This window comes from Bacteroides faecis MAJ27 (genome assembly GCF_900106755.1).
In the GTDB taxonomy this organism is placed as follows: Bacteria; Bacteroidota; Bacteroidia; order Bacteroidales; family Bacteroidaceae; genus Bacteroides; species Bacteroides faecis.
In genome coordinates, this window is record NZ_FNNN01000004.1 from 249,582 (window position 1) to 269,333 (window position 19,752).

General features: G+C 43.4%; 16 protein-coding genes and 1 rRNA gene. 4 read left to right on the forward strand and 13 right to left on the reverse strand.

Going from position 1 to position 19,752, the window contains the following annotated elements; genetic code table 11:
* Window position 1: 1 nt before the first annotated feature.
* Entirely contained in the window at window positions 2-2,050 is a 2,049-nt protein-coding gene (locus tag BLW31_RS05550) for a dipeptidyl-peptidase 3 family protein (protein ID WP_029425672.1), read from the reverse strand.
* 94 nt (window positions 2,051-2,144) lie between these two features.
* Complete coding sequence (locus BLW31_RS05555; RefSeq protein ID WP_010539061.1) at window positions 2,145-2,609, reverse strand: helix-turn-helix domain-containing protein; 465 nt, start codon at window positions 2,607-2,609, stop codon at window positions 2,145-2,147.
* 270 nt (window positions 2,610-2,879) lie between these two features.
* On the opposite strand from BLW31_RS05555, the gene recQ reads away from it, so the two are divergent.
* Window positions 2,880-4,685, forward strand: a complete 1,806-nt coding sequence (recQ, locus tag BLW31_RS05560; protein ID WP_010539062.1) for a DNA helicase RecQ — start codon at window positions 2,880-2,882, stop codon at window positions 4,683-4,685.
* Between the two features lie 179 nt (window positions 4,686-4,864).
* On the opposite strand, the gene BLW31_RS05565 is transcribed toward recQ, so the two are convergent.
* From BLW31_RS05565 to cysK, 3 genes are all read right to left on the reverse strand, one after another.
* Window positions 4,865-5,953 (reverse strand): acyltransferase, encoded by a 1,089-nt coding sequence (locus BLW31_RS05565; protein WP_010539063.1) that lies wholly within the window; start codon window positions 5,951-5,953, stop codon window positions 4,865-4,867.
* A gap of 114 nt (window positions 5,954-6,067) precedes the next feature.
* The gene (locus BLW31_RS05570; RefSeq protein WP_022302484.1) at window positions 6,068-6,886 is read right to left on the reverse strand and encodes a tetratricopeptide repeat protein; all 819 of its coding nucleotides are present in this window, start codon (window positions 6,884-6,886) and stop codon (window positions 6,068-6,070) included.
* Between the two features lie 10 nt (window positions 6,887-6,896).
* Window positions 6,897-7,847: a cysteine synthase A gene (cysK, locus tag BLW31_RS05575; protein ID WP_010539065.1), complete on the reverse strand. Its 951-nt coding sequence runs from the start codon at window positions 7,845-7,847 to the stop codon at window positions 6,897-6,899.
* Between the two features lie 88 nt (window positions 7,848-7,935).
* Here cysK and BLW31_RS05580 point away from each other — a divergent pair, with 88 nt between their 5' ends.
* Genes BLW31_RS05580 through BLW31_RS05590 form a run of 3 tightly spaced genes read left to right on the forward strand, consistent with a single transcriptional unit; the run spans window position 7,936 to window position 11,131 of the window.
* Window positions 7,936-9,771 (forward strand): LTA synthase family protein, encoded by a 1,836-nt coding sequence (locus BLW31_RS05580; RefSeq protein ID WP_029425673.1) that lies wholly within the window; start codon window positions 7,936-7,938, stop codon window positions 9,769-9,771.
* Window positions 9,772-9,809: 38 nt separating this feature from the next.
* A complete protein-coding gene (lpxF, locus tag BLW31_RS05585) occupies window positions 9,810-10,493 on the forward strand; it encodes a lipid A 4'-phosphatase (RefSeq protein WP_010539067.1) in 684 nt (227 codons plus the stop codon).
* Between the two features lie 8 nt (window positions 10,494-10,501).
* Entirely contained in the window at window positions 10,502-11,131 is a 630-nt protein-coding gene (locus tag BLW31_RS05590) for a class I SAM-dependent methyltransferase (RefSeq protein WP_010539068.1), read from the forward strand.
* A gap of 5 nt (window positions 11,132-11,136) precedes the next feature.
* Here the strand turns inward: BLW31_RS05590 and BLW31_RS05595 are convergent, their stop codons facing one another.
* The 8 genes from BLW31_RS05595 to rrf all read right to left on the reverse strand — a co-directional run.
* Window positions 11,137-12,456, reverse strand: coding sequence for a DUF4784 domain-containing protein (locus BLW31_RS05595; RefSeq protein ID WP_010539069.1), 1,320 nt, complete (start codon window positions 12,454-12,456; stop codon window positions 11,137-11,139).
* A 204-nt stretch (window positions 12,457-12,660) separates the two neighbouring features.
* Complete coding sequence (gene leuB, locus BLW31_RS05600) at window positions 12,661-13,722, reverse strand: 3-isopropylmalate dehydrogenase (protein ID WP_010539070.1); 1,062 nt, start codon at window positions 13,720-13,722, stop codon at window positions 12,661-12,663.
* Between the two features lie 61 nt (window positions 13,723-13,783).
* The gene (locus BLW31_RS05605) at window positions 13,784-15,328 is read right to left on the reverse strand and encodes a hydroxymethylglutaryl-CoA lyase-like TIM-barrel protein (RefSeq protein ID WP_010539071.1); all 1,545 of its coding nucleotides are present in this window, start codon (window positions 15,326-15,328) and stop codon (window positions 13,784-13,786) included.
* A complete protein-coding gene (leuD, locus tag BLW31_RS05610) occupies window positions 15,304-15,903 on the reverse strand; it encodes a 3-isopropylmalate dehydratase small subunit (RefSeq protein ID WP_010539072.1) in 600 nt (199 codons plus the stop codon). Before leuD ends, BLW31_RS05605 begins: the two co-directional genes overlap by 25 nt.
* A gap of 25 nt (window positions 15,904-15,928) precedes the next feature.
* Window positions 15,929-17,323: a 3-isopropylmalate dehydratase large subunit gene (gene leuC, locus BLW31_RS05615; protein ID WP_010539073.1), complete on the reverse strand. Its 1,395-nt coding sequence runs from the start codon at window positions 17,321-17,323 to the stop codon at window positions 15,929-15,931.
* Window positions 17,324-17,399: 76 nt separating this feature from the next.
* Window positions 17,400-18,896: a 2-isopropylmalate synthase gene (locus tag BLW31_RS05620; RefSeq protein ID WP_010539074.1), complete on the reverse strand. Its 1,497-nt coding sequence runs from the start codon at window positions 18,894-18,896 to the stop codon at window positions 17,400-17,402.
* Between the two features lie 396 nt (window positions 18,897-19,292).
* Complete coding sequence (locus tag BLW31_RS05625; protein ID WP_010539075.1) at window positions 19,293-19,535, reverse strand: hypothetical protein; 243 nt, start codon at window positions 19,533-19,535, stop codon at window positions 19,293-19,295.
* A 123-nt stretch (window positions 19,536-19,658) separates the two neighbouring features.
* Window positions 19,659-19,752 (reverse strand): 5S ribosomal RNA (gene rrf / locus BLW31_RS05630); the annotation flags it as partial.

Sequence of the window (19,752 nt, forward strand, 5' to 3'; positions counted from 1 at the left end):
ATTAGTTATTTACGGAAGGCAACGGAGAATAATCTTTGCTGTAACGCAACATTTGCTCTACGTAGTCTTCGTCATAAGACACGGTAACATCAGTGATATTTCCATCCTTGTCAGTCACCAGTTCATATACCGGATTTATAAACCCTTTATAAGGAGCCAGATTCAGCTTTTTATAACGCTCCAACACTTCGGCATGCAAAGTCGGATCAACTTTCACCGCATAATTTTCGACCAATGTACGGGCTCCTTCAAAATCACCTGTTGACTTGATTCGCTGAATTTCAGCCAGCAGTTCACCGAACAGTTCACGTACTTTCTCGTAATCATTGACTACTACATAAGTTTTTCCGTCCTTCTTCACCATTTCGACCACTTTGTCGGGAGCACCTTTTTCAAATACCCAACGGGCAATCAGCTGGCGATTGCGCATGTGAGCCTCCTCTATATTGTTTCCCGGCTCAATGCGTACGAGTTGAGTCATCAGACCATTCATCAGGAATGTATAATACTCCGCTTTATATGCTTCAGCATCGGGAACAAGTTTCAATTCCACCAGCTTCGGATCAGCTACATAATACAGTCCGAACAAGTCAGCACGTGCTTCTTCGATTGTAGAGCCATAAGCTTTCAATGCATCAGGATCTACCCCTGGAAGAAGCTTGCCGGAACCGTGTCCGAGACATTCATGTAAGTCGGTATGAAGTTCACCTGTCAGATCACCATATTGATCGATTCGCTGTCTTTCTTCATCATTGTAAACGAATTCTTCATTAAAACCATTTCCGTGAGCCGCCTTATTATAAGCATCTGTGATGTTACCAATCGTTACAGACTTAGAACCATGATGGGCGCGAATCCAGTTAGCGTTCGGAAGATTGATACCGATGGCAGTTGCAGGATATAAGTCGCCGGCAAGAATAGCTGCGGTGATCACCTTAGCAGATACTCCTTTTACTTTCTCCTTTTTGAAAGATTTATCGACCGGAGAATGATCTTCGAACCATTGCGCATTGCTGCTGATGATCTCCGTACGGTGGGTAGCTTCCAAATCCTTGAAGTTAACCAATGATTCCCAACTGGCTTTCACTCCCAGCGGATCACCATAACTTTCTGTAAAGCCATTCACAAAATCGATTCTGGAATCAAGATCTTTCACCCAAAGAATAGCATATTCATCGAAGTCCTTCAGACTGCCTGTTTCATAAAATTGAATCAGTTTGCCGATCACTGCCTTCTGCGCATCATTTTCAGCTACCGATTCCGCTTTCTTCAACCAGTATACGATCTTTTCAATCGCCTGAGTATAAAGTCCGCCTACTTTCCATACTTTTTCCTGTATTTTTCCATCCTCTTTGACCAGACGGCTGTTCAGTCCGTATGAAACCGGAGTTTCATCTTTCGGATCTTTCATTGCTCCGTAGAAGCTTTCCGCCTCCTGCTGAGTAACTCCGTCATAATAATTGCAGGCCGAAGTCAACACCAAGTCTTCACCATCCGCCTGATTTACACGTTTCGACATGATAGCCGGATCAAACATTACCGGGAAAAGCTCGTCACAGAGTTGTTCAGCAGTCTGTCCTTCCGCCAGCGGAAGTAATTGGGCATCCATTCCGAGTACAGCCTTCTTCAGGAAGTCTTGCGAGAAATCGGGCACAAACTTTTCCATACCATAATGATGATGAATGCCATTGGAGAACCATACCCGTTTGAGGTACACTTCCATATTTTTAAAGTCGGAAGTCGATTTGTCACCTTGATAATGGGTGTAAACAGCTTCGAGCATCCGACGGATTCTCAAGTTATACTTTCCATTCTGATCAAACAGGATGTCACGTCCTTCCAGGGCAGCCTGAGTCAGATAATAAACCAATTCTTTCTGTTTCAGCGTCAAAGTCTCGAATTCGGGGACCTTGTACCGCAATATTTGTAAGTCTGCAAATTGTTCCACTGTATAATCAAATTTATCTGCTTCAGCAGTTGTTGTTTTGGCTCCACCACAGGATGCAAGGATCGTAGCGGTTACGGCCATCGAAATAAAATGTTTTTTCATAATTACTGATATTGATTAATTAAATAAGAAAAGGAATTATCTCCGAACTTTTCATTCAGAGGTAATTCCTTTTGGTCAGTATCGGAAAACGCAATTACTTCTTACTATCAGCGTGTTTCTTGCGATATCCGTTAGGAGTTTCACCTACATTCTTGTAAAATGCAGCGTAAAAAGATTGACGATTTGCAAAGCCAACCATTGCGCTGATTTCTTCTACATTCTTGTCGGCATAACGCTTATCTGTCAACAAATGCAGAGCGTCTTTTACTCTGTATTCATTCAACAAACAAGAATAGTTCATACCAAAACGAGAATTCACTACTGCAGAAAGGTAACGAGTGTTCGTTTTCAATTCTTTAGCTAAATCCTTAGCTGAATAATCAGGATCTTTGTACTTCTTCTGAACAACTACAATGTTCAGAATCTTGTCATACAACTCGTCTGCCAGTTCCGGTCTGATTAATGACCGATATGCAGCCTTCTTTTCTTTCTTTTCCCTCAAATTGTAGGGACGTTTCTTTGGAGCTTCCTCCGCTTTTTTGTTCTCTAAATCACTCATTGAATTAACTGGTTAGGGTTTGTTTATTTGTTATTAATTGCTCATTTGCAACGTTACATGTTACAAATGTCTTACTTTTTTTTTAAACACACAATTATTTTGTGCATTTTTTTTTCTAATAAAACAATCAAAAACCTTGAAAAAGAGGAATTAAGGGTGAATAATAAGAAACTTTAACTCTTGAAGCATTAAAATCAAAACAGAAATCGAGACATGATAAAGATTGCTAAAGAAAAGCGTACCTTTGCCACAAAGTTTAAATAAATGTTGATGAAAGAAACTCTAAAAACATATTTCGGTTATGACAGCTTCCGCCCGTTGCAGGAAGAGATCATCCGTCACGTACTGAATAAGCAAGATGCACTGGTATTGATGCCCACCGGCGGAGGCAAATCGATCTGTTACCAACTGCCCGCATTGCTCTCCGAAGGAACGACTGTAGTAGTTTCTCCGCTTATTTCCCTGATGAAAGATCAGGTAGAAACATTGCAAGCCAATGGTATCGCGGCAGGAGCACTCAACAGCAGCAATGACGAAACTGAAAACGCCAATCTCCGTCGTGCCTGCGTTGAAGGCCGCCTGAAACTGCTTTATATCTCACCGGAAAAGTTGATAGCGGAAAAAGACTATCTGTTGCGGGATATGAGCATTTCACTCTTTGCCATTGACGAAGCGCACTGTATTTCCCAATGGGGCCATGACTTCCGACCGGAATATACACAAATGGGAATGCTCCATCAGCAATTTCCTCAGATACCGATTATCGCATTAACGGCAACAGCGGATAAAATAACCCGCGAGGATATTATCCGACAGTTGCATCTGGTTCAACCCCGGACGTTTATTTCTTCTTTTGACCGTCCCAACATCAGCCTGGACGTGAAACGCGGTTTTCAGGCAAAAGAGAAAAATAAAGCGATTCTGGAATTTATCCATCGCCACAGAGAAGAAAGCGGAATCATCTACTGCATGAGCCGCAATAAAACGGAAACCGTAGCACAGATGCTGCAAAAACAAGGAATCCGATGCGGTGTTTATCATGCCGGACTGTCTTCTCAACATCGGGACGAAACTCAGAACGATTTCATCAACGACCGCATTCAGGTAGTATGTGCTACGATTGCCTTTGGTATGGGAATCAATAAATCGAATGTCCGTTGGGTCATCCATTACAACCTTCCTAAAAGTATTGAAAGTTTTTATCAGGAAATCGGGCGTGCAGGGCGTGATGGCTTGTCAAGTGATACAGTATTGTTCTATTCATTGGGGGACTTGATACTGTTAACTAAATTCGCCACAGAAAGCAGCCAGCAGACCATCAACCTGGAAAAACTGCAACGTATGCAACAATATGCTGAAGCAGATATCTGCCGCAGAAGAATTCTGCTAAGCTATTTTGGAGAAACCTCAACAGAAGATTGCGGAAACTGTGATGTCTGTAAAAATCCGCCACAACGGTTTGACGGTACGGTGATTGTACAAAAAGCGTTAAGTGCCATTGCCCGGGCGAATCAACAAATAAGTACGGGTACATTAATAGATATTCTTCGTGGAAGTTATTCGGCAGAAGTGACGGCAAAAGGATATCAGGAATTAAAAACATTTGGTGCAGGAAGAGACATACCACCTCGTGACTGGCAGGATTATTTACTCCAGATGTTACAACTGGGCTATTTTGAAATAGCCTACAATGAGAACAACCATCTCAAAATTACTCAAAGCGGAAGTGACATTCTTTTTGGAAAAGCAAAAGCGACACTCGCTGTGATTCACCGGGAAGAAATCGCGACAGGAAAAGGGAAAAAGAAGAAGGTAGTCATTGCCAAAGAACTTCCTTTCGGCATCCCCGGTGGAGAAAACGAAGATTTATTCGAAGCATTAAGGGCATTGCGGAAACAAATAGCAGATCAGGACGGACTTCCTGCATACATCGTCTTGTCTGATAAAGTGCTGCATCTGCTTAGTATTTCTCGCCCGACTACCATCGAAGAATTCGGAGAAATCAATGGTATCGGAGAGTTTAAGAAGAAGAAATACGGAAAAGAGTTCGTGAACCTGATCCGACAGTTTGTATAGTAATCCGGTGCTAATTTATCGACTTCGTAAAAAACGCTCGATATAAAAAAGACATATTATTACGTCGTTATGAAATAAAATCAGGCACAGAATTACACGGATGAACAGGGTTTTAGTAGTCTATCCAATCTCCTAAAACCGTGAAATCTGTGTAATCCGTGCCTAAAAAAATCAGTTATTTATCCTATTATCCATTTACTTCCCGGTATAAACGAGATAAGTTTCGTAGTCACATAACAGCAGATAAATGTACTTACTGCAATGCATGGTATCGCGGCAACAGTAGGTAATTCCAGAGTACTCTTGAACACCGTCGCCCACAATCCGAGCCAGAATATGTGCATAAGATACATACCATAGCTGAGTTTCGACATGTCAGTTACAAGCCGTGGAGCTTCCGCACGGTTTATGCATGTGAAAAGCAAGAATGTACCGGCAGTTAAAAGTACGCAGTTGATTGTACAGAAGGCCCATCCTATCTCTATCACAGGTGTAGAAAGAGTTTCTCCGGGTATAGCCTGTATATAGAATGAGTAAATTGTCAATGCAGCTCCGACAACCATCAAAACAAGTCCTACGATAAAACGTCTGGAGCGGTCCCAAGTTAGATGTACACGTATATAATGTGCCAGTACAAGATATCCAAGGAAACCTGAGAAGTACCATAACATGTGGTATTCATTCCAGAAACATTGTCCCCACACTTCACCAAACCAGCGGTTAAAGTACGGCATACATGTTGATAACAGGAACAGTCCAATGAAGAAACGTTCTTCTTTCGCCGTGGCTTTACTCAGCCATGGAGATATAATAGGTATAAACAGGTAAAGGCTGATCAGAGGATACATGAACCAAAAGTGTCCGGCAAGCGTCGGGAAATTCAGGAGTATCCGAGACAAGTCCTTTAATGATGTTTCTCCATCTAGCTGTCCCCACAACATTGGCAGGGTAGAATATAATATCATAAATATGAAAAACGGCGGCAGGATATGAGTGAAGCGGCGGTGATAAAATTGCCATGAGGTCTGCCCCTCTTTCATCGGTACCAGCAAATAGGCAGAGACAATCATGAACAGTGGTACTGCCATACGTGAAAAGCCGTCGTACACGGCCACCCACAAACGGTCTGCCTCATTAGCTAAATAAGACTGCGGTCCTGCCATATCGGTAGATCCGGCAGCACCGTAAAAGTTTTCACTGGCGTGGACCACCATAACAAGGAAACATGCGAACACGCGCACGTAATCTAAAAAAACGATACGTTTCATTTTCTGTTTGAGTATTAGTTAGTAGTAAAAATGTTTTTAGTTTTGTCTTTTCTATGCGGAACATGTATTCATAGCGGAAATACTGCACTTAGTTTCCGTATACTGTCTGAAGTTCTACTTACATTGTTTTAGCTGCTCGTGCAAATCAGCAGGAGGTATGCCCAGCGAAATAGCTTTTTCAAAATCCGTTTTAGCCAATGCTTTCTTTTTCTGTGTCAGATAAATATTGCCACGCAACAGATAGGCATCCGCCGAAGACGGCTTCAGGCGAATCGCTTCTTCCAGGTCAACGAGAGCCAAATCTTCATGCTTCATTTCACGTTCTACATCAGCACGGGCAATATAGAGAGTCGCATCTTCGGGAGTCGCCGCAATCATCTTATTAAGGATTTCGAGCGCTTCCTTGAACTTCCCTTCTTTCTGTTCCAGGGTAGCCAGACCCAGCCGCCCGCTATAATTCTGCGGATCAAGCTCCAACAGGCGATTATAATCGATTCGTGCCGCAGGATAATCCCTCCGGAGCACATAGATATATGCCCGCATCAACAGCGCTTCTTTATTTTGCTTGTCTTCGTCAAGTACCAGGCAATAATCGGTATAGGCACGATCCGTATTTCCCATTTCCAGATTGATCGCAGCCCGATCCAGCAAGATAGGCACTGCCAATGGAGCAAAGTTCAATGCAAAGGAATAAGATTCGAGTGCCTTATCATATTCCCCCATACGGCGCTGTACCAACCCCAGATTGGAGAAAAGCATGGCATTCTTCGCATTCTTCGGTTCCAGTTTCAAAGCCTGAAGCAAAAGCTCTTCCGCTTTGTGGAGACTGTCCATCTCGATATATTCAATCGCCTTTTCTGATAATTGCTGATAGGTTTGCGCACATAAGGCAACTGGAAAGCTAAACAATAAAATTAAAATAATTCTTATCATGGTTTAAGTATTAATCCAAAGGATAGGCATCAAAAGCGAACAATTCCGTCGACAGATAGCGTTCTCCCGTATCAGGTAACAACGCAACAATTCTTTTGTTCTTGAATTCCGAACGCTGTGCCAACTGACGGGCTGCATAAACAGCCGCTCCCGAAGAGATTCCGGCAAGCAACCCTTCTATAGCAGCCAGCTCCCGTCCGGCACGAATAGCTTCATCATCGGGCACACCGATTACTTCATCCACTACAGAAGCATCATAAAGTCCGGGAATAAAATTCGCTCCGATTCCCTGTATACGATGGGGAGCAGCCTGCCCTCCCGCCAATATGGGAGACGACGCAGGTTCTACCGCAACAATATATACATTCGGATTATGTTTTTTTAAAGCACGTGCTACACCGCAAATCGTCCCTCCGGTTCCTACTCCGGCAACGAACACTGCCACTTCGCCATCTGTGTCCCGCCAGATTTCTTCTCCCGTTGTCCGCTCATGGACAGCAGCATTCGAAGGATTTTCAAACTGTTGCAGAATGACCGAACCGGGAATACTATCCCGCAACTCCTGCGCCTTGGCAATAGAAGCTGCCATACCTCCCAGTCCATCCGTCAACACAATCTGCGCACCCAGTGCTTTCAACAGATTTCTCCGTTCCAGACTCATCGTTTCGGGCATAGTCAATATCAGATGATATCCTTTAATGGTCGCTACCATTGCCAGTCCAACTCCTGTATTTCCACTGGTCGGTTCAATGATTGTAGCACCGGGCTTCAGTGCTCCACGGGCTTCCGCATCTTCAATCATGGAAAGAGCGACTCTGTCTTTCACGCTTCCCGCCGGATTAAACGCCTCCAGTTTAGCAATAATATTCTGTTCAAGACCATACTTTCCACTATAACCGGAAAGTTCCATTAGAGGTGTATTACCCACTAAATCTGTTAATTTATTCGCAATTTTTGCCATCATTCACCTCGTTTTATCAGGTTGATGCGCAAAGATACAGAAAAGAATTGTACCTTTGTCTCCGTTCATTATTTTTAAGTTTATAGATATGAAAAAGAGAATACTGCAATTTCTCACGACTTATTTTTTGTTCGTTCTTCTGTTTGTCCTTCAAAAACCTATTTTCATGGTTTACTACCATGAACTTTATACAGACGCCTCCATCGGCGATTATTTCAACGTTATGTGGCACGGCTTGCCTCTGGATTTCTCACTGGCAGGATATCTGACTGCTATTCCGGGCTTCCTGCTTATCGCTTCCGCCTGGACGAAATCTTCCATATTACGCCGTATCCGGCAAGGTTATTTCGGAATCATCTCTTTTGTGATGTCCTGTATCTTCATTGTCGATCTGGGCTTGTACGGCTTCTGGGGATTCCGGCTGGATGCTACTCCGATCTTCTATTTCTTCTCCTCCCCGAAGGATGCGATGGCGAGCGTCAGTTTCTGGTTTATATTACTCGGTGTACTGGCTATGCTGATTTACGCAGCCATTCTCTACGGTATTTTCTACACCGTACTTATTCGGGAGAAAACACCACTGAAAATACCTTATCAACGGCAATATGTATCCCTCGTTCTTTTGTTGCTGACAGCTGCGCTTTTCATTCCCATCCGCGGTGGTTTTTCCGTGTCAACCATGAATCTGAGTAAAGTATATTATAGTCAGAATCAGCGAATGAATCATGCTGCCATCAATCCGGCATTCAGTTTTATGTATTCCGCTACCCATCAAAACAATTTCGATAAGCAATATCGGTTCATGGACCCGAAAGTTGCGGATGATCTGTTTGCAGAAATGCTGGATAAACCTGTTACTGCAACAGACAGTATCCCACAAATTCTGAATACTCAGCGCCCGAATATTATCTTTATCATCCTCGAAAGTTTTTCTACACACCTGATGGAAACGATGGGAGGACAACCAAATGTGGCAGTGAATATGGATAAATTCGGAAAAGAAGGAGTGTTATTCACTAATTTCTATGCAAACAGTTTCCGCACAGATCGCGGACTGGCCTCTATTATCAGTGGTTATCCCGGTCAGCCAAGTACCAGTATTATGAAGTATCCTGAAAAGACAGACGGGCTCCCTTCCATTCCACGCAGTCTGAAAGATGCCGGATACAGTCTGGAATACTACTACGGAGGAGATGCAGACTTCACTAACATGCGTTCCTATCTGGTTTCATCGGGCATTGAGAAGATTATTTCAGAGACAGATTTTCCTTTGTCCGAACGCCCGGGCAAATGGGGAGCACCGGACCACGCACTCTTCCAACGTTTTATGAAAGACCTGAAAGAAGAGAAACAACAGGAACCCTTCTTCAAAATTATACAGACATCAAGCAGTCATGAGCCCTTTGAAGTTCCCTTCTACCGGTTGGATGACAAAGTCCTGAATGCTTTCGCCTACGCAGACAGTTGTGTAGGAGATTTTGTGAAACAGTATAAGGCGACTCCTATGTGGAAAAATACGCTGATTGTACTTGTACCGGATCATTTGGGTGCCTACCCCCGTCCGGTAGAAAATCCGCTGGAGGGACATACAATTCCGCTCATACTTATCGGAGGAGCTGTGAAGGAACCACGAGTCGTAGAGACCTATGCTTCACAGATTGACATCGCTGCTACTCTACTTTCTCAGCTGGGATTACCGCATGATGACTTTACCTTCAGTAAGAATATCTTCAATCCGGCTTCTCCCCACTTCGGGTATTTCACAGAACCGACCCTGTTCGGCATGGTGACTGCGGAAAATCAATTAGTGTACAATCTGGATGCCAATACCGTTCAGATAGACGAAGGAACTGAGAAAGGAGCGAATCTGGAAAAAGGAAAAGCCTTCCTTCAGAAGCTATATGATGACTTGGCTAAACGATAAGATCAAACAAATCCCTTTTCAATAATACGATTTATTTTATGATAGAATTTCTTTCAGATATAGACACCCAACTGCTTTTATTCTTCAACGGAATACATTCGCCTTTCTGGGATTACTTCATGAGTGCATTCACAGGTAAAGTTATATGGGTACCGATGTATGCCAGTATTTTATATATACTGCTCAAGAATTTTCATTGGAAAGTGGCATTGTGCTATGTGATAGCAATCGCCCTCACTATCACGTTTGCCGATCAGATGTGCAATAGTTTTCTTCGTCCGTTGGTAGGTCGCCTGCGTCCCTCCAATCCGGAAAATCCAATAGCGGATTTGGTCTATATCGTGAATGGAAGACAAGGAGGAGGATTCGGTTTCCCTTCCTGTCATGCTGCCAATTCTTTCGGACTTGCCATATTTCTGATTTGCCTGTTCCGTAAACGCTGGTTAAGCATATTTATCGTGCTTTGGGCATTTACCAACTCTTACACACGCCTGTATCTGGGATTGCATTATCCCGGTGATTTAGTAGCAGGAGCCATTATCGGTGGATTCGGAGGTTGGCTGTTCTACTTTATCGCCCACAAGTTAACGGCACGACTTCAGTCAGATACTCCTACTCCTGCTCTTGAAAAGGGTACCGGCATGAAACAAACGGAAGTTATGATCTATACCGGATTGCTGACTTTAGCAGGCATTATCATCTACTCCATCGTGCAAAGTTAGTTTATAACATGGGTAAAAAAAATATCATCCATAAGTTATTCAACAATCTCAAAAAACCGAAAGGCTTTTGGGGAAGAGTCATTCTCCGGGAAATGAACAAACGGCACACTTTGCTTTCCGAATGGGGAATGTCAAATATAGCATGGAATAAGGAATGGAATGTGCTCGACATTGGTTGCGGTGGCGGAGCCAATCTTACACAGTTGATGCGTCGCTGTCCGCAAGGAAAAGCATACGGCATTGACATTTCACCGGAAAGTGTCCTTTTCGCACAGAAGAAAAACAAGAAATATCTTTCCACCCGCTGTTTTATAGAACAAGGCACGGTAGACACACTGCCTTATACCGATGAAATGTTCGACGTGGTCACTGCCTTCGAGACGGTTTACTTTTGGAACGATCTTCCGAAAGCATTCACCGAAGTAACACGGGTATTAAAGCGGAACGGACATTTCCTGATTTGCTGCGAACTGAATAACCCGTCAGTCAAAACTTGGACAAATCTGATTGACGGGATGATTATTCGTTCTTGTGATGAATTGAAATCCATACTCTTGCAGTCCGGCTTTGTCTCCATTGCTTCATATAAGCATGAAAAAGGGCCTTTGTGCATAGTAGCCCGGAGAATAACTGAGTAATAATCTTATCGGGCTAATACGATTTCTGAATAAGGAAATCCGCCCCCTGGATATAATGACTCCCAGCTACCTTTTAGTAAATCATATACATAAATCAGCCTTCCATTCCGACTACCATCAAACAATACATAAAGTTCTTGTTTCTTAAAATCTTCCGAAACAAGTGTGGCTACTGAACACGCAGCATTAGAGAATGTGGTGAAAGGTTCGTCCAGCGTCTTTGTAGCCGGGTTCCATAACCTAAATTCTGTTCCATCTCCCTCCTCTGCCGTCGCACCATTTCTCTTCGATACGATATATCCGCCAACACGTGTATATTTAGCCGTTCCCATACCTTCTACAGGCTTAACTATCCAAAAAGGGATCAATGCCACAGCCTGTATCGGCTCGCCAACATATATACTTTTCTCTTCCATATTTTGTCCGTTCAAGACTACTGGTGAAAAAGTTCCATCGCCATTATCAGCCGAACAGAGTATATTTCCATCACTCATTTGTATACAGGGATAACGTGACAATACTTCAGCCTTCATTCCTTCGGGCAGCAGAAAACCATAATCAGGTTTCTCCGGTATATACATTCTGGTATAGGGCATCACATTAACTGTTTTAACAAATAAACGGTCTCCACCTTGATATACCCCAAATACAGAGTTACCGGTCGCTATCCCCATTGTTACAAGCTGATCAGCTCCCGTTTTTTCCCAATAGTTCATAGAAAGATCATAAAGCCCAGTCGTACGACGATTATCCTGCGTCCATACTCCACTAAGACTCCAGCTTCCGGGAAGGTTGACTACACAAGAGAAGTCTTGATTGTCTGCAAGTCGTACTATCTCTACTGTCTGTGGCTTTTCAAGATTGATGTATTCGATAGCATAAGGACGGTCAGTATTGGAACGAGAATTAATGATACCATAAAGCTGAAAATCTTTGGGTGCCTGTCCATCCGCCACTGAAATCTTTCCTAAAGACATCATTTGACCGGAGCGGCATAACAAGATTTCCGTTGTAGAAGCAGGCCAGTGTCCGGGAGCCAGAAAAGTAATGCTCGTAGCCGTCTTTTCCGTTATAACACCCCGTCCCCCTTTAGCATATCCTTCATGCAGCACTTCATCTTGAAGCGGCCAGCGGATATCGAACATGATTTCATCATTGTCCTGGAATCCTTTCGCCATTATCGTTACCTTTTCACCAGGCTTGAATACTGTTCCCGAAGCAGGCATTACAACATTGGTCACTAAAATCGGTTGTTCATCCTTGTCATCAGAGCTACACGCTGCAAGCAGCAAACCCAACAGTAAGAATAGATAATTTTTTGTCATAGCATTTGTGTATTAATCTGTGCAAATATACTGTTTTTCATTAGCAAATATCTTACTCTTTTACTTTTTAACAGTCCGACTAGTTTTTTCTCCCAACGGACTCATTTTATTCAGTAAAAAAACAAAGAAACGAAATGAACAAAAAAGAGGCTGAACTCCGTTTTAAGAATCCAGCCTCCATATATCTTGTTCAGAATGATCTGTTTAAGCCTTCTTAATATAGTCAACAATCCACTGTCCTACTTCCTTTGTACCGTATTTGGCACCATCAGCTACTTGGATTTCCGGTGTACGCACGTTTTCATCCAGTGATGCATCAACCGCCTTACGAATCAGCGCACCTTCTTCCTTGCAATCGAAATATTCAAACAACATAGCTACAGACAGAATCTGTGCCAACGGGTTCGCAATATTCAAGCCCTTCGCCTGTGGCCATGAACCATGAATCGGTTCGAATACCGGAGTACTTTCACCAGTAGAAGCTGAAGGAAGCAATCCCATAGAGCCGCTGATAACAGAACCTTCGTCAGTCAGAATATCACCGAATGTATTTTCAGTCACCATCACGTCAAAGAAAGCAGGTTCCTGGATCATCTTCATTGCAGCATTATCCACAAACATATAGTCAGTAGTCACTTCCGGATAGTTCGGAGCCATTTCCTGTGCAATCTGACGCCACAGACGGGAAGAAGCCAAAACGTTTGCCTTATCCACCACAGTCAAGTGTTTTCTGCGCTTCATTGCATATTCAAAAGCAACTTTCAGAATACGTTCAATTTCCGGACGAGTGTAGTAGTTAGTATCGTATGCCTTATCATTATCCTGATATTTCTCACCGAAATACATACCTCCGGTCAACTCACGGATACAGATAAAATCTGCATTTTCAACAAGTTCTGCACGCAACGGAGATTTATGGATCAGACATTTGAATGTCTGTACCGGACGAATATTGGCAAACAATCCTAATTTCTTACGCATTGCCAGCAATCCCTGTTCAGGGCGCACTTTTGCAGTAGGATCATTGTCAAACTTCGGATCGCCTACGGCTGAAAACAAAACAGCATCTGCATTCTTGCAAACCTGATATGTTTCTTCCGGGAACGGATCACCCACTTTATCAATCGCATCTGCACCGCAGATCGCATATTCGTAACTTACTTTATGACCAAATTTCTCGCAAACGGCACTCATTACATCTACACCTTGTACCGAAATCTCGGGTCCGATGCCGTCGCCTGCTAATACAGCAATCTTAAAATCCATAATCGTCAATTCTATCTATTTATATACTTATAAAAACATTCTTCGGGCAAGTAACTTCCACTTACTCTTTCTCATATTCATCTTCAATGAGGTTCAGCATCTTCATTGTAGCTTTGATAGCTGCCTCAGTCTGGTCGGCATCCAGTCCGCGGGTACGGAACACTTGTTCGTCATAACTCCAAGTGATGACTGTCTGCACAAATGCATCCGTACGTCCACCGGGAGGGATCGTTACCGCGTAATTCGTCAACATCGGGAACTTGCGTCCCAATGTCACCTTATATATCTTACGCAATGCACGTACAAAAGCGTCATATTGTCCATCGCCACCCGAGCTTTCCTCGTACTCCTTGCCGTTGATTTCTATTTTCAAAGTAGCCATCGGTTTCAGTCCATGAGCCAGATTTACAAAATAACTCTTTAACTTGACCTTCTCACCTACTGCTCCATGCTTCAACACATCAGAAACAATGTATGGCAAATCTTCCTGAGTGACTAGTTCTTTCTTGTCTCCCAGTTCGATAATGCGCTCCGTTACTTTACGCATTGCATCTTCGTCCAGCTCCAATCCGAGGTCTTCAAGGTTCTTGCGGATATTTGCTTTGCCACTCGTTTTCCCTAACGCATATTCGCGTTTACGTCCAAAACGTTCGGGAAGCAAGTCATTGCAATACAGATTATTCTTGTTATCGCCATCGGCATGCACTCCTGCTACCTGTGTAAATACATTCTCACCGACAATCGGCTTATTGGCAGGAATTACAATACCCGAATACGATTCTACTACCCGGCTGACATCGTTCAAGCGACTTTCATCAATATTGGTTATAGCATTGAAATGATCTTTCAGAATAGCCTGAACACTCGCAAGAGGTGCATTACCCGCCCGTTCGCCCAGTCCGTTTATAGTAGTGTGAAGTCCTTTAACGCCACTCAGCACAGCAGCCAACACGTTGCTCACAGCCAGATCATAATCATTGTGCGCATGGAAGTCAAAATGTGTATCTGGATACCGTTTCTTCATCTTCCGCATATACTCTATCACTTGCAGCGGATTCAGGATTCCCAGTGTATCGGGCAGCATATAGCGTTTGATACTCGTTTCCTTCAAGCCATCCATCAACTGAAACACATAGTCGGGAGAATCCTTCATTCCATTGCTCCAGTCTTCCAGATATACGTTCACGTTGATATCCTGCTCGTCAGCATAGTGTACTACGTTGACGATATCCGCGATGTGTTGTTCCGGAGTTTTTTTAAGTTGCTGCGTACAATGCTTCAGCGAACCTTTACAAAGGAGATTGATTACGCGGCAGCCGGTATGTTGTATCCAGTCCACCGAAGTCTGACCGTCAACAAACCCCAGCACTTCCACCTTGTGAAGCAGATTGCGGCGGGCTGCCCAGTCGCAAATCATCTTCACGGCTTCAAACTCACCGTCCGACACACGCGCTGACGCAACCTCTACCCGGTCTACTTTTAAGTCTTCTAACAGTAAACGGGCAATCATTAGTTTCTCATGAGGCACAAAAGACACTCCGCTGGTCTGTTCACCGTCACGGAGCGTTGTGTCCATGATCTCTATTTTGACGCCTTGTTTTCCCATTCTTCTATTTTATTTTTATTGCTTAGCAAAAAGTCGATGTCGTCCAATCCGTTCATCAGACAAAGTTTCTTATAAGCATTGATTTCAAAATGTTCACTCTTGCCTGTTGCTTTGTTAGTGATGGTCTGTTCCGGAAGATTCACTTCCACCTCCATCTTCGGATTGGCAGCAATAGAGTCAAAAAGCTCCTGCAAGAATTCTTCTGTAACAACTACCGGAAGAACGAAGTTGTTCAACTCATTATTCTTATGAATATCGGCAAAGAAACTTGATACCACTACACGGAAACCATAACCGGCAATTGCCCAGGCTGCATGCTCGCGGCTGGAACCCGAACCGAAATTCTTTCCTGCCACCAATACTTGCCCGCTGTAAGTGGGATCATTCAACACAAAGTCCTTGTTCAAAGAACCGTCAGCATTATAACGCCAGTCACGAAACAGGTTATCACCAAAAAACTTTTCTTCACGAGTGGTCGCTTTCAGAAAACGTGCCGGAATAATCTGGTCAGTATCTACATTTTCTAAAGGAAGGGGTACACAAGTACTTGTTATTATATTAAATTTTGTCTTCATTTCATTTTCAATTATCAATTATCCATTAAATAAGTTCCCGCGGATCGGTTATCACTCCTGTCACCGCAGCGGCAGCAGCAACCAGCGGACTGGCCAGCAATGTGCGCGCTCCCGGACCCTGACGACCTTCAAAGTTACGGTTGCTAGTCGATACAGAGTACTTTCCGGCAGGAATCTTATCGTCATTCATCGCCAGACAAGCTGAACATCCCGGCTGACGGATTGCAAATCCTGCCTCAGTCAATATCTTGTCAATTCCTTCCTTACGAATCTGCGCATCTACCATCCATGATCCCGGAACCAGCCATGCGATTACATTATCCGCTTTTTTGCGTCCCTTCACGAGAGAAGCAAATGCACGGAAATCCTCAATGCGACCATTAGTACAAGCACCTAAGAATACATAATCAATCTTTTTGCCCAGCAATGATTCACCCGGCTGGAATCCCATATATTCCATCGATTTATTGAAAGAAACCTGTGCAGCTTCTCCCATCCCTTCCGTAGTAGGAATGTTTTGCGTAATTCCCATTCCCATTCCCGGATTAGTTCCATAGGTAATCATCGGTTCGATATCTGTCGCATCAAAACGAACCTCCTTATCGAATACGGCATCATCATCGCTCTTCAGTGTCTTCCAGTATTCTATAGCCTGATCCCATGCCTCCCCTTTCGGAGCATTTTCACGACCTTTGATATATTCGAAAGTCACTTCATCCGGAGCAACCATTCCACCACGTGCTCCCATTTCAATAGAAAGGTTACAAAGAGTAAGACGTCCTTCCATAGTCAGATTGCGGATTGCCGAACCTGCATATTCCACAAAGTAACCGGTAGCACCGCTGGTAGTCATCTTAGACATCATGTACAGGGCAATGTCTTTCGCTGTCACGCCCTTACCCAGTTCACCATCTACAGTAATGCGCATTGTTTTCGGTCTTGACTGAAGGATACATTGTGAAGCCAGCACCATTTCCACTTCACTGGTACCAATACCGAAGGCGATTGCCCCCATTGCCCCATGAGTGGAAGTATGCGAGTCGCCGCAAACGATCGTCATGCCCGGTAATGTCAACGCACGTTCCGGACCTACCACATGGATAATTCCATTTTTAGGATGCATCATACCGAAATGTGTCAGACCGAAGTCTTTTGCATTCTTCGTCAGCGTATCCACCTGAGTTTTGGAGATCGGATCTTCAATCGGTTTATCCTGATCATGTGTCGGAGTATTATGGTCGGGCATGCAGAACACCTTTTCCGGGCGCAATACCTTGATTCCACGCTCACGCAATCCGGCAAAAGCCTGCGGGCTGGTCACTTCATGACAATATAAACGATCAATATAAAGTTGTGTCGGGCCATCTTCCACCGTAGTCACCACGTGGGCATCCCATATCTTATCAAATAATGTATTCATCTGTTATCTATATTTTTACTATGTATGATTTATAATTAATGCGAGTTACGTATTTCAGTACCACTTTCTTTATTCCTTACGCCTTGAATTTGTTAATACAGTCGATATAAGCTTCTACTGATGCAGCAATAATATCCGTATTTGCTCCGAAGCCATAATATATCTGATTATCGTATTCCACCTGCATGTGAACCTTACCTACATCATCACTTCCCTTGCTGATTGCCTGAATAGTGAACTCTTTCAATGTCATGTGACGGTCTACAATCTTCTTCAGTGCCTTAATAGCAGCATCCACCGGACCATTGCCACTTGCACAGGCTTCAAACTTCTCACCGGAAATATTCAGTCCCAGACTGGCAACCGAACGGACGCCAACACCGCTTGTCACCTGCAAGTATTCTAACTTAATACGGTGATTCTGGCTACGGTCTGCTCCTGCCAATACCAGCACATCATCATCATTGATGTCTTTTTTCTTATCAGCCAACTTCAGGAACTCTTCATATACCTTGTCCAACTTCTCCTGATCCAGGTTCACTCCCAAGATCGAAAGGCGATTCTTCAATGCCGCACGTCCGCTACGGGCAGTCAGTACGATCGAGTTATCATCAATACCTACATCATGCGGATCGATAATCTCATAAGTCTGCACATTCTTCAATACGCCGTCCTGGTGAATACCCGAAGAATGAGCAAAAGCATTACGGCCTACGATCGCTTTATTCGGCTGAACAGGCATATTCATTAAGCTCGATACCATACGGCTGGTCGGGTAAATCTTCTGTGTATTGATATTTGTCTGAATATCAATTTCGTGATGACTCTTGATAATCATCGCGATTTCTTCGAGAGCAGTATTTCCCGCACGTTCGCCGATACCATTGATTGTCACCTCTACCTGACGTGCCCCATTCAAAACACCCGCTATTGTATTAGCTGTTGCCATTCCCAAATCGTTATGACAGTGGGTAGAAATGATTGCGTTATCGATGCCATCTACATGGTCAATCAAATATTTAATCTTAGCACCATATTCTGAAGGCAGACAATAGCCTGTCGTATCCGGTATATTCACCACCGTAGCTCCTGCTTTAATAACCGCTTCTACCACACGTGCCAGATATTCATTGTCCGTACGCCCTGCATCCTCTGCATAAAACTCCACATCATCCACAAAACGACGTGCATACTTCACTGCTGCTACCGCACGTTCAATAATCTCTTCCCGATTGGAATTGAATTTATATTTAATATGAGAATCAGAAGTACCGATACCTGTATGGATACGTTTATGCTTGGCAAATCTCAATGCATCTACTGCTACATCGATATCCTTCTGAACCGCACGGGTCAACGCACAAATAGTAGGCCAAGTCACCGCTTTTGAAATTTCAATCACTGAATTAAAATCTCCCGGGCTGGAGATAGGGAAGCCGGCTTCAATTACATCCACTCCCAAAGATTCGAGCGCCTTCGCTACCTGAATCTTCTCCACTGTGTTCAACTGACATCCCGGAACCTGTTCACCATCCCGAAGGGTGGTATCAAAAATAAATAACCTATTGTCCATCTTCTATCATTTTATGTTATTATTAGCTCAAAAAAAAACCTTTCGCACTTGGAAGTGAGAAAGGCTTTCGTATATTTTCAGTATACACAGTTACGCGCAGCACTCACTTCCACTAACCTTTGATAGTAGAATAATAATACCGCATAGTAGAATATGTATAAACATCTGATTCATTTTTTGTCTCTTTTATAGTTTGACGGTGCAAAGGTATGGATTATTTCTATACTACCAAATAATACGTTACTTTTTTATCGAAAATAATTTCATTTCATAAGTTAAAGTCGGTTATTAGCAAAAAAGTATCACTAATTAAGCACTGCATTTCGTCAAACAGAAAAAGGGGGTATAGTGCAGACACACCATACCCCCTTTAATTTATCGTTCTAAATCAATAGATTACTTCTTATCACAGCATTCTTTCTTTTCTGCGCAATCAGCTTTCTTATCGCAAGCAGTAGCACAAGAGTCTTTAGCCTGGCAGCAAGAGTCAGTTGCTTCAACAGCAACAGCTTCTACAGTTTCAACTGTTGCTTCTTCACCTTCAGAAGCGGCAGCATTATTAGTTTTGTTACCAGAACAAGAAATCACAGCGAAAGAAAATGTTACTGCTACAGCAGCCAAAAAAAGTTTTGTTTTCATACCTTTTAATTTGCTTTAAACGTTTAATAAAATAATTGTCGCCGGCAAATATAGCACTTTTTTCCTAAACCGCCAAAACACAGAAATCCCCGCCAGTCAATAAAGACTGGCGGGGACTCTTTAAAACGGCGGCTACCTACTCTCCCACTGTTACGCAGTACCATCGGCGTGACGAGGCTTAACTTCTCTGTTCGGAATGGGAAGAGGTGGAACCCTC

What these genes read in the sequence shown, in the direction of transcription:
- BLW31_RS05605 (WP_010539071.1), bottom strand. Translation starts at nt 15,328, where the DNA reads ATGGGAAAACAAGGCGTCAAAATAGAGATCATGGACACAACGCTCCGT.
- lpxF (WP_010539067.1), top strand. Translation starts at nt 9,810, where the DNA reads ATGATAGAATTTCTTTCAGATATAGACACCCAACTGCTTTTATTCTTC.
- BLW31_RS05580 (WP_029425673.1), top strand. Translation starts at nt 7,936, where the DNA reads ATGAAAAAGAGAATACTGCAATTTCTCACGACTTATTTTTTGTTCGTT.
- cysK (WP_010539065.1), bottom strand. Translation starts at nt 7,847, where the DNA reads ATGGCAAAAATTGCGAATAAATTAACAGATTTAGTGGGTAATACACCT.
- recQ (WP_010539062.1), top strand. Translation starts at nt 2,880, where the DNA reads ATGAAAGAAACTCTAAAAACATATTTCGGTTATGACAGCTTCCGCCCG.
- BLW31_RS05550 (WP_029425672.1), bottom strand. Translation starts at nt 2,050, where the DNA reads ATGAAAAAACATTTTATTTCGATGGCCGTAACCGCTACGATCCTTGCA.
- leuC (WP_010539073.1), bottom strand. Translation starts at nt 17,323, where the DNA reads ATGAATACATTATTTGATAAGATATGGGATGCCCACGTGGTGACTACG.
- BLW31_RS05555 (WP_010539061.1), bottom strand. Translation starts at nt 2,609, where the DNA reads ATGAGTGATTTAGAGAACAAAAAAGCGGAGGAAGCTCCAAAGAAACGT.
- BLW31_RS05565 (WP_010539063.1), bottom strand. Translation starts at nt 5,953, where the DNA reads ATGAAACGTATCGTTTTTTTAGATTACGTGCGCGTGTTCGCATGTTTC.
- BLW31_RS05620 (WP_010539074.1), bottom strand. Translation starts at nt 18,896, where the DNA reads ATGGACAATAGGTTATTTATTTTTGATACCACCCTTCGGGATGGTGAA.
- BLW31_RS05625 (WP_010539075.1), bottom strand. Translation starts at nt 19,535, where the DNA reads ATGAAAACAAAACTTTTTTTGGCTGCTGTAGCAGTAACATTTTCTTTC.
- leuB (WP_010539070.1), bottom strand. Translation starts at nt 13,722, where the DNA reads ATGGATTTTAAGATTGCTGTATTAGCAGGCGACGGCATCGGACCCGAG.
- BLW31_RS05570 (WP_022302484.1), bottom strand. Translation starts at nt 6,886, where the DNA reads ATGATAAGAATTATTTTAATTTTATTGTTTAGCTTTCCAGTTGCCTTA.
- BLW31_RS05595 (WP_010539069.1), bottom strand. Translation starts at nt 12,456, where the DNA reads ATGACAAAAAATTATCTATTCTTACTGTTGGGTTTGCTGCTTGCAGCG.
- BLW31_RS05590 (WP_010539068.1), top strand. Translation starts at nt 10,502, where the DNA reads ATGGGTAAAAAAAATATCATCCATAAGTTATTCAACAATCTCAAAAAA.
- leuD (WP_010539072.1), bottom strand. Translation starts at nt 15,903, where the DNA reads ATGAAGACAAAATTTAATATAATAACAAGTACTTGTGTACCCCTTCCT.